9 protein-coding genes and 4 tRNA genes are annotated in these 9,036 nt (G+C 69.9%); all 13 read left to right on the plus strand.

Going from position 1 to position 9,036, the window contains the following annotated elements; all coding sequences use genetic code 11:
- Nucleotides 1-3 precede the first annotated feature (3 nt).
- Nucleotides 4-828: an ABC transporter permease gene (locus VKA86_18380; GenBank protein ID HKK73176.1), complete on the plus strand. Its 825-nt coding sequence runs from the start codon at nt 4-6 to the stop codon at nt 826-828.
- Nucleotides 829-838: 10 nt separating this feature from the next.
- Nucleotides 839-1,594 (plus strand): ATP-binding cassette domain-containing protein, encoded by a 756-nt coding sequence (locus VKA86_18385; GenBank protein HKK73177.1) that lies wholly within the window; start codon nt 839-841, stop codon nt 1,592-1,594.
- 58 nt (nt 1,595-1,652) lie between these two features.
- Complete coding sequence (locus tag VKA86_18390; GenBank protein ID HKK73178.1) at nt 1,653-2,549, plus strand: MlaD family protein; 897 nt, start codon at nt 1,653-1,655, stop codon at nt 2,547-2,549.
- 106 nt (nt 2,550-2,655) lie between these two features.
- On the plus strand, nt 2,656-4,074 hold the full coding sequence (gene radA, locus VKA86_18395) for a DNA repair protein RadA (protein HKK73179.1): 1,419 nt from the start codon (nt 2,656-2,658) through the stop codon (nt 4,072-4,074).
- Nucleotides 4,071-4,811 carry a 2-C-methyl-D-erythritol 4-phosphate cytidylyltransferase gene (gene ispD, locus VKA86_18400; protein ID HKK73180.1) on the plus strand — a complete coding sequence of 247 codons (741 nt, stop codon included), beginning with the start codon at nt 4,071-4,073 and terminating at the stop codon, nt 4,809-4,811. The genes radA and ispD overlap by 4 nt, the downstream gene beginning before the upstream one ends.
- A complete protein-coding gene (gene ispF, locus VKA86_18405) occupies nt 4,811-5,293 on the plus strand; it encodes a 2-C-methyl-D-erythritol 2,4-cyclodiphosphate synthase (protein HKK73181.1) in 483 nt (160 codons plus the stop codon). Before ispD ends, ispF begins: the two co-directional genes overlap by 1 nt.
- Nucleotides 5,290-6,228, plus strand: a complete 939-nt coding sequence (locus VKA86_18410; GenBank protein ID HKK73182.1) for a D-alanine--D-alanine ligase — start codon at nt 5,290-5,292, stop codon at nt 6,226-6,228. Before ispF ends, VKA86_18410 begins: the two co-directional genes overlap by 4 nt.
- Nucleotides 6,225-7,697 carry a cysteine--tRNA ligase gene (cysS, locus tag VKA86_18415; GenBank protein HKK73183.1) on the plus strand — a complete coding sequence of 491 codons (1,473 nt, stop codon included), beginning with the start codon at nt 6,225-6,227 and terminating at the stop codon, nt 7,695-7,697. Before VKA86_18410 ends, cysS begins: the two co-directional genes overlap by 4 nt.
- 211 nt (nt 7,698-7,908) lie before the next feature.
- Nucleotides 7,909-7,984, plus strand: a tRNA-Thr gene (locus VKA86_18420).
- 135 nt (nt 7,985-8,119) lie between these two features.
- Nucleotides 8,120-8,204: transfer RNA gene (locus VKA86_18425), tRNA-Tyr, on the plus strand.
- 175 nt (nt 8,205-8,379) lie between these two features.
- A tRNA-Gly gene (locus tag VKA86_18430) sits at nt 8,380-8,455 on the plus strand.
- Between the two features lie 79 nt (nt 8,456-8,534).
- Nucleotides 8,535-8,610 (plus strand) — tRNA-Thr (locus VKA86_18435).
- Nucleotides 8,611-8,895: 285 nt separating this feature from the next.
- Nucleotides 8,896-9,036: GTP-binding protein (locus tag VKA86_18440; GenBank protein HKK73184.1), on the plus strand; the 141-nt coding region annotated here is incomplete at its 3' end.

The following is a 9,036-nucleotide window of genomic DNA, read 5'->3' on the forward strand; positions in this document are numbered from 1 at the left end:
GCGTTGCCGTCGATCGATCGCGCGTCCATACTGCCGCCCATCATGTGGATCCTCTTCGAGCGCCTCGGCGCGTCGTTCCTCGGAACCCTCACCGACCTCGGCCGGGTGGGCGTACTGCTGGCTCGCATCGTGCGCGCCTTCGTGGCGTTGCCGAAGAGTATCCACCTCGTCCTCCACCAGATGCGCATCATCGGGAACGGCTCGATTCCGCTGGTCCTGGTGACCTCGATCTTCACCGGTGCCGTCGCCACGATCCAGGCCCACTACCAGTTCCAGGACTACGTCCCGATCCGTTTCCTGGGAACGGTGGTGGCCAAGAGTGTCCTGCTGGAACTGGGGCCGGTGCTCACGGCACTCGTGGTCGGGGCGCGTGTGGGCGCGAGCATCGCCGCGGAGTTGGGGACGATGCGGGTCACCGAACAGATCGACGCCCTCGAGATGATGGCGATCGATCCGACCCGCTACCTGGCCCTGCCGCGTTTCGTCGCCGCCTGCATCATGCTCCCGGTGCTGACGATCTTCTCCAACGCGATCGCCATCGGCGGGGGCTTCTTCGTGGCGGTGTTCACGCTCGATGTCACGTCGAAGACCTTCAGCGACGGTTTGCGCTTCCTGTTCGAGACGCAGGACCTGTGGGGCGGGCTGATCAAGGCGCTGTGCTTCGGAGCGATCATCGCGCTGTCGGGCTGCGTGCACGGCTTCCACGCGCGGGGCGGCGCGGCCGGTGTGGGGGAGGCGGCCATGCGCGCCGTGGTGATGTCGTCGTTGCTGGTCCTGGTGACCGACTACGTGCTGGCCGCGGTGATCTTCCAGGTGCTCTTCGGATGAGCGGGGTGCGATGAGCCAGGGAATCGTCATCCAGGGACTGCACAAACGCTTCGACGACAACGTCGTGCTCGACGGCATCGATCTGCGCATCGAGCGTGGCGAGCAGCGGGTGATCCTGGGCCGCAGCGGGCAGGGCAAGAGCGTGCTGCTGAAGCTGTTGGTGGGTCTGCTCGAGGCCGACGCCGGATCGATCGTGGTCGACGGGCAGGAGGTCACGCGCATGCGGCGCGAGGAGCTGTACCAGCTGCGGCGACGGTTCAGCATGGTGTTCCAGGGCGGCGCGCTGTTCGACTCGATGACCATTCTCGAGAACGTGGGGCTCGGACTGCAGGAGCACACGAAGCTGTCCGACGGCGAGATCCGCCGGCGCGCCGAGGAGGCGCTGGCCACGGTGGAGCTGGTCGACGTGGGTTCGAAGCTCCCGTCGGCGCTCTCGGGTGGGATGCGCAAGCGCGCCAGCCTGGCGCGGGCGATCGTGACCGAACCCGACTACATCCTCTACGACGAGCCGACCACCGGCCTCGACCCGATCACCAGCGACGCGATCAACCGTATGATCCGGCGGCTCGACGACGAACTGGGCGTGACCTCGCTGGTGGTCACGCACGACATGACCAGCGCGTTCACCGTGGGGGAGCGATTCACCCTTCTCAACGACGGGTGCGTGTGTTTCGAGGGAACCGCCGACGAGGCACGCTCGTCCACGGACGGTCCGATCCGTCAGTTCATCGACGGGAACAGCGAGGGCTCGCTCGAGTGCAACTGATCCGGGGGGGCGGCCGATCGAGGCCGCGCCGCCGGGTCGAAGGGAACGGGGGAAGACGATGACGCGACGAGGTACCGAGATCCAGGTCGGGCTGGCGCTGATCGCGGCCCTGTTCGTGCTGATCTTCGGTCTCATGTGGTTCCAGAACTACCAGATCGGCTCGTCCTACCAGCGGATGAAGGTGCGCTTCGAGAAGGTCGGGGGGCTCGGGGCCGGCGATCCGGTCGAGGTCCGGGGGATGGATCTGGGCAAGGTGATCGGTGTCGACCTCGCCGACGACGGCGTCCTGGTCACGCTGCGTCTGCCCGGCAGCGTGACGGTGCGCGACGACGCAGAGATCCGTCTGGGGTCGGCCGGGATCATGGGGGAACGGATGGTCGCCGTGGAACCGGGAACGGGCACGCCCGTCGACCTCGAGGACCGCGTGTTCGAGGGCGTGTACCAGCCCTCCTCGACCGACATGGTGGGGACCCTCGAGACCATGAACGAGCGTGTCGTGCAGTTCCTCGACCGCACCGAGGATCTCGTGGTGAGCCTGCAGGAGGACCAGGTCCTCGTGCGGACGCTCGAGAACACCGCCCGCGCGGCCGAGACCGCCACCGACGTGCTCGAGGAGAACCGCAGCGACATGCGCCGCGCCGCCACGAGCATGGCCGACCTCGCCGAGCGCATGGGGTCATTCCTCGATGAGAACGACGAGGAGCTCGGCGAGGGAATCGAAGGGCTGGCGCGCGCCAGCACGACCCTCGACTCGCTCGCCCACCAGATGGCGGGCGTTCTCGACGGCACCGAGGAGGTCCTGACCGCGTTGAACGAGCAGAAAGGTGCCGCCGGGCGGATGATCCACGACGAACAGGCCGGCGAGGACCTCGTCGAGAGTCTGCGGCAGCTACGCTTCCTGGTGGAGGACCTGCAGCGCAATCCCCAGCGCTATCTGACGGTGAAGATCTTCTAGTTCGGTCGTATGCTGCCCGACCCGGCGCGATCGTTCCCACGCCGGGTCACGCCTCCACACCCACGCCTCCCCCGCGTGTCCCGCCGGGCGGGACGGAGGAGGAACCATGGCCAAGGACACCCGCCGCTTCCAGTGCTCGGAGTGCGAGCACGTCGAGCTCCGTTGGATGGGCCGATGCCCGTCGTGCGGGGCGTGGAACAGCCTGCAGGAGACCCGTGTGGAGCCCCCGGAGGGGGACGGCGCACCGGGGCGGCGCCGGGCCGGTCGTCGCGGGGACTCGTCGCGCCCGTTGTCCCGGCCGACGCCGATCGACCGGGTTCCGCGTGCGGCCTTCGAGCGCCGTCCCATCGAACCCGAGGAGTTCTCGCGGGTGCTCGGCGGTGGTCTGGTCCCGGGCAGCCTGCTGCTGCTCGGCGGCGCGCCGGGCGTGGGCAAGTCCACCCTGCTGACCATGATCTGCGGACAGCTCGCCCGTCGCGGCGAGTCGGTGGTCTATCTCAGCGCCGAGGAGTCGGGCGCCCAGGTCCGTGCCCGGGCCGAACGTCTGGGCGCGACCCACGACGCGTTCCTGCTGGTCGAACAGCCGGTGCTCGAGCGCGTGCTCCCCGGTCTGTACGACGATCCACCCGCTCTGCTCGTCGTCGACTCCATCCAGACGGTGATCTCGGAGGAACACGACTCGACGCCGGGTCTGGTGTCGCAGATCCGCACCTGTGGCAGCCTGCTCGCCGACTTCGCACGGACCACGGGCTGTGCGGTGGTCGTCGTGGGCCACGTGACCAAGGACGGAGACCTCGCCGGCCCGCGGGTGTTGGAGCACCTGGTCGACACCGTCCTGTATTTCGAGCCGCAGGACGAGGACTCGGTGCGCATGGTCCGGGCGTTCAAGAACCGCTTCGGGCGTACCGGCGAGCTGGCCGTGCTCGAGATGACGTCGACGGGGCTCCGACCCGTTCGTGACGCCAGTGCGCTGTTCCTGTCGGGACGCCGGCAGGGAGAGACCGGCTCGGCCGTGAGCTGCATCGTCTCGGGGACCCGCCCGTTGTTGGTGGAGGTCCAGGCGTTGCTCGTGAGCAGTCAGTACGGAACCCCCACGCGCGTGGTCACCGGCATCGACACGAAGCGGGTGGCCCAGCTGGCCGCGATCCTGGAGGCGCGCGGCGACGTGCAGTTGATCGGCAACGACGTGTACGTCAAGGTGGCCGGTGGCCTGCGCCTGAACGACCCGGCGGCCGACCTGTCCCTGCTACTCGCCATGGCGTCGAGCCTCAGGGAGGTGCCGCTGCCCTCGGACCTGATCGCCCTCGGCGAGGTCGGTCTGACGGGCGAACTGCGACGCGTGGGTCAGCTCGACCTTCGATTGGAGGAAGCACGCGCGCACGGCTTCCGGCGGGCCCTGGTCGCGGCCCATGATCCCGGATCGGTGCCGCGGATCCAAGGGATCGAGGGAATCGCCGTGTCGACGGTACGCGACGCCATCCGCGCGGCCTGGGCCGGGGCGACCACGGCAGGAGGGACCCCGTGAACGCGAAGCGCAGCCGAGGGCCGGGTACGATCGGGTTGGTCCTGGCCGCCGGCGAGGGTCTGCGAGCCGGCGGCCGCAAGCAGTTCCGCGAGGCCGGGGGGCGCAGTGTCCTGCGCCACGCGGTCGACGGGCTGTGCGCCCTGCGTGAGATCGGCGGGGTGATCGTGGTGGTTCCCGAGGACGCGATCGAGGCCGTGCGCGAGGAGCTGGACGACGTTCCGCGGCTGGTCGACGTGATCGGCGGTGGGGTCACGCGCAACCGGTCGTCGCGCAACGGCGTCGCCGCGCTTCCCGACTCGTGCCGCTACGTCCTGATCCACGACGCCGCGCGGCCCTTCGCATCTCCGAAGCTGATCCGCCGCGTCCTGCGTGCGGCCCGCGACGTCGGCGCGGCCGTCCCCGCCGTGCCGGTGAGCGACTCGGTGGTCGAACTCTTCGCCGACGGCGGTCTGCGCCGCTATCTCGAGCGCGATCGCATCCGCGCGGTGCAGACCCCGCAGGCCTTCGCCCGCGAGGTGATCGAGGCGGCCTTCGCCCGTACCCGCCGCGACGACTTCACCGACGACGCCGGTGTGGTCCGCCGGACGGGGCGTCCGGTGGCCGTGGTCGAGGGCGACGCGACGAACGTGAAGATCACCTCGCAGGAGGACCTCGAACACGCCCTGCGGCTGCTCGCGCCTCCGGCCACGGTGACCCCCCTGCCCGAGCTCCCGCGTCGCCGGAGGAAGAAGACGTGATCCGCGTGGGGCAGGGCATCGACCGGCACCGTCTCGAGGCCGGCCGTCGTCTCGTTCTGGGCGGCGTCGAGATCGAGCACACGCACGGACTGGTCGGCCACAGCGACGCCGACGCCCTGCTGCACGCGATCTGCGACGCGTTGCTCGGCGCGATCGCCGACGGCGACATCGGCCGCCACTTCGCCGACACCGACCCCGCCCACGCCGGCCGCGACAGCCGCGACTTCCTGCGCTCGGTCCGCGACCGCGTGCGCGGCGCCGGCTACGCGGTGGTGAACGTCGACTCCACGGTCATGGCCGAGGCACCCCGCCTGGCCCCGCACGTCGAGACCATGCGCGCGAACATCGCCGAGGACCTCGGGATCGACGTCGGGCGCGTGTCGGTGAAGGCGACCCGCGGCGAGGGGCTGGGCCCGGAGGGGCGGGGCGAGGCGATCACCGCCCACGCCGTGGTCCTGGTGGCCGCGGAGGACACGGCATGACCGCGCCGCTCGCCGTGACCGTGCTCATGGGCGGCGGCACCCGCGAGCACGAGGTGTCCCTCGACACCGGCACCGCCGTGGCCGATGCCCTCGACCGGCGCGGGCATCGCGTGCGCCGCGCCGTGCTGACCGACGCCGCGCTCGGTCCGCTGCTCGGGGCCGTCGACGGCGCCGACGTGGTCTTCGTCGCCCTGCACGGCGGCGCCGGCGAGGACGGCCGGGTGCAGGCGGCCCTGGAACTGGCCGGGGTGTGCTACGTGGGCAGCGGACCGGGGCCGAGTGCCGTCGCCATGGACAAGATCTGGACGAAGCAGATCGCGCGGGAATGCGGGGTGCCGACGACGCCCGAGCACGTCCTCGCTCCCGACGCCGCCGACGACGAGGTCCGGGCCGCGGCCGAGGATCTCGGGGGAAGGGTCGTCCTGAAGCCCACCGGCGAGGGCTCGGCGGTCGGCGTCACCCTCTGCGCCGATGCCGACACCGCGGTCGCCGCCTGGCGCGAACGCGACCTGCCCGGCGTGCGCTTCATGCTCGAGCCCTACGTCGAGGGCCACGAGCTGACCGTTCCCCTGCTGTGGGACGAGTCCTACGGGGTCATCGAGATCCGCCCGCGCGAGGGCTTCTACGACTACACGAACAAGTACACCGCCGGGCGCACCGAGTACGACTGCCCGGCCGATCTGCCCGCACCGGTGGCCGAGGCGGTGGCCTCGCACGCGCTGGATCTGTATCGTGCGCTGCACCTGCGCGACATGGCGCGGATCGACTTCCGCATGGACCACGACCACCGGCCGTACCTGCTCGAGGTCAACACGATCCCGGGCATGACGGGAACCAGCCTGTTGCCCATGGGCGCCGCCCACGCCGGCATCGACTTCGACGAACTCTGCGATCGCCTGTGCCGCCGGGCCTTCGCGAGGGGGAGCGCGACGTGACCGACACCACCACCCGGCCCACCCTGCGGGTCCACGACCACTTCACGGGCAAGAAGGAGGACTTCGCGCCCCTCGATCCCGACCGCGTGACCATGTACGTGTGCGGGATGACCGTGCAGGGACCGCCGCACATGGGCCACATGCTGGCCTTCGTGGCGGCCGATCTGGTGCGGCGGACCCTCCAGTTCCTGGGCTGGGAAGTCTTCCACGTCCAGAACTTCACCGACATCGACGACAAGATCATCGTGCGGGCCGCCGAGATGGGCATGACGGCCGAGGAACTCGCCCAGAAGAACATCGATCTGTTCCTGGAGGCCTCCGACGCGCTGAACATCCAGCGCGCGCACCTGTACCCGCGGGTGACCGAGCACGTCGACGACATCATCGCCTACATCCAGCGCCTGATCGACGCCGGCCACGCCTACGCCGCCGGCGGGAGCGTGTGGTTCGACGTGCGCAGCTATCCGGAGTACGGCCGCCTGAGCCGGCGCAACGTCGACGACATGATCAACGCCGTGCGCAAGGACCTGGACGAGAGCAAGCGCGATCCCCTGGACTTCGCCCTGTGGAAGGCGGCGAAGGAGGGCGAACCCGCCTGGGACAGTCCCTGGGGTCCGGGGCGCCCCGGGTGGCACATCGAGTGCTCGGTCATGAGCACCAAGTACCTGGGCGAGACCTTCGACTTCCACGGCGGTGGGCGCGACCTCATCTTCCCGCACCACGAGAACGAGCTGGCCCAGAGCTGCTCGCTGGGTGGGGAGTTCGTGCGCTACTGGATGCACAACGGGCTGCTGACCCTCGACGGGCAGAAGATGGCCAAGAGCACGGGGCACTTCTTCTCGGTCGAGGACGTCCTCGGTGCCTTCGATCCCGACATCGTGCGCTACTACCTGCTGCGCGGTCACTTCCGCAACCAGATGGAGTTCAGCCGCGAGCGCGTGGAGGAGGCGGCGTCGGCCTACGACCGCATGCGGCGGGCGCTGTTGCAGCTCGAGGAGCTGAGTGCGGACGAGGAACTCGGATCGGGGATCGAGCCCGGGATCACGACGAGCGCCGGGGTCGACATGGAGGAGGCCGCCGACCGTGCCGAGCAGGCCTTCGTCGAGGGGTTGTGCGACGACTTCAACGCCGAGGCCGCGATGGCGGGTCTGTTCGAGCTCGTGCGCACGGTGAACCCGCTGATCGCCCGTCTCTCGCCCGCCGAGCTCGATGCCGGTCCGACCCGGCGCGTCCTCGCGGTGCTTCGCGGCAGTCTCGACGCCATCGGGTTGTTCGAGGACGTGCGGCCGGAGGCCGCGGAGGTCCCGCCCGAGATCCTCGAAATGGTCCGTCGAAGGACTAAAGCCCGCGAGGAGAAGGATTTCGGACTGGCGGACTCGCTGCGCGACGAGGTGCACGCTCGCGGATACGTGATCGAGGACGGGCCCGACGGAGCACGGGTGCGACCGGCGGGATCCGCCGCCTCTTGACCCGGTGGGCGCTCTGGACTAATCTTCCCGGTCCGCGCGGATCGAGCGGATCGGTGAACCGGTCGGCCCCCGCGGTCCGGAGCACGGGAGTGCGGAATCCACGACAGATTCGAGCCCAGGCTCAGCGCGCCGCCGCGATGGGTGGCGCAGCGCCGGGCTCGCGCGCCGTGGGTCGGGCCGGATCTGCGGGCTCCGGGAACGAACGACGACCGCTGGCGTAGCTCAATCGGTAGAGCGTCTCACTTGTAATGAGAGGGTTGGGGGTTCGAGTCCCTTCGCCAGCTCCAGATGGATCGCGCCGGCCGGTCCGGCCGCCGGTGAACCGTCCGGAGGCGGGTGGCGCCCGCCGACGCGCGTTGTTATGAGTGTACGCTCCCGTGCCGTGTGGCGCCGCCACGGCGACCGCGGACGACGGGACCCGTGGGGAGGTTCCCGAGTGGTCAAAGGGGGCAGACTGTAAATCTGTTGCGTTACGCTTCGGAGGTTCGAATCCTCCCCTCCCCACCAGCGCATCTCGTGCCGGGTCGACGGACCGCCCCGGACCGGACGAAGACGAAACGAGACGGTCGGCGCGACGAGTCGAGGAACGACTCCCGCCCCGACCACCACCGCGCGGCGCACCCCCATCCGGTCGGGCGCGCCCGGTGGTGAGCGGCCGGGCCACGACCCGGGACGGATGAGAGCGGGAATAGCTCAGTTGGCAGAGCATCAGCCTTCCAAGCTGAGGGTCGCGGGTTCGAATCCCGTTTCCCGCTCCAGTCGAGACGTCGAGGCTCGAGCCCGGCGTGCAGGAAGAACGGACCCGCACGGCGCCGCGCGGGTCGGAAGGAGTCGGGAGCCCTCGTAGCTCAGCAGGTAGAGCACTTGCATGGTAAGCAAGCGGTCAGCAGTTCGAGTCTGCTCGAGGGCTCCATTCGAATCCGGACGGTCGTCACCGGCCGAGGGCCCTGGCCCTGAACTCCGGCGACGACCCGAGGTGGTGCTCCGGCGCCGGTGATTCCGGCCCGGTCGCATCGAGAGCGATGCGCCGCGACGCGGAGCGGTTCCGCGTGCGGCGCTTTCGTGTCAGACAGCAGGGCCCCTCGGTGGCACGTCGGCCGCCGCCCGGGTCCGGTCCACAGAACGGGGCTTTCCCCGACCCCTCGGCCCTGGGTCGCGCGTCCGTCGTGGTTCGACCCTCCAGGAGGCACGCGTTTCAATGGCTCGCCAGAAGTTCGAACGTACGAAGGACCACGTGAACGTGGGGACGATCGGGCACGTGGATCACGGGAAGACGACGCTGACGGCTGCGATCACGAAGACGCTGGCGGCGAAGGGCTTCGCGGATTTCCAGAAGTTC

The sequence above is a fragment of the Candidatus Krumholzibacteriia bacterium genome (assembly GCA_035268685.1).
Lineage (GTDB): Bacteria > Krumholzibacteriota > Krumholzibacteriia > JAJRXK01 > JAJRXK01 > JAJRXK01.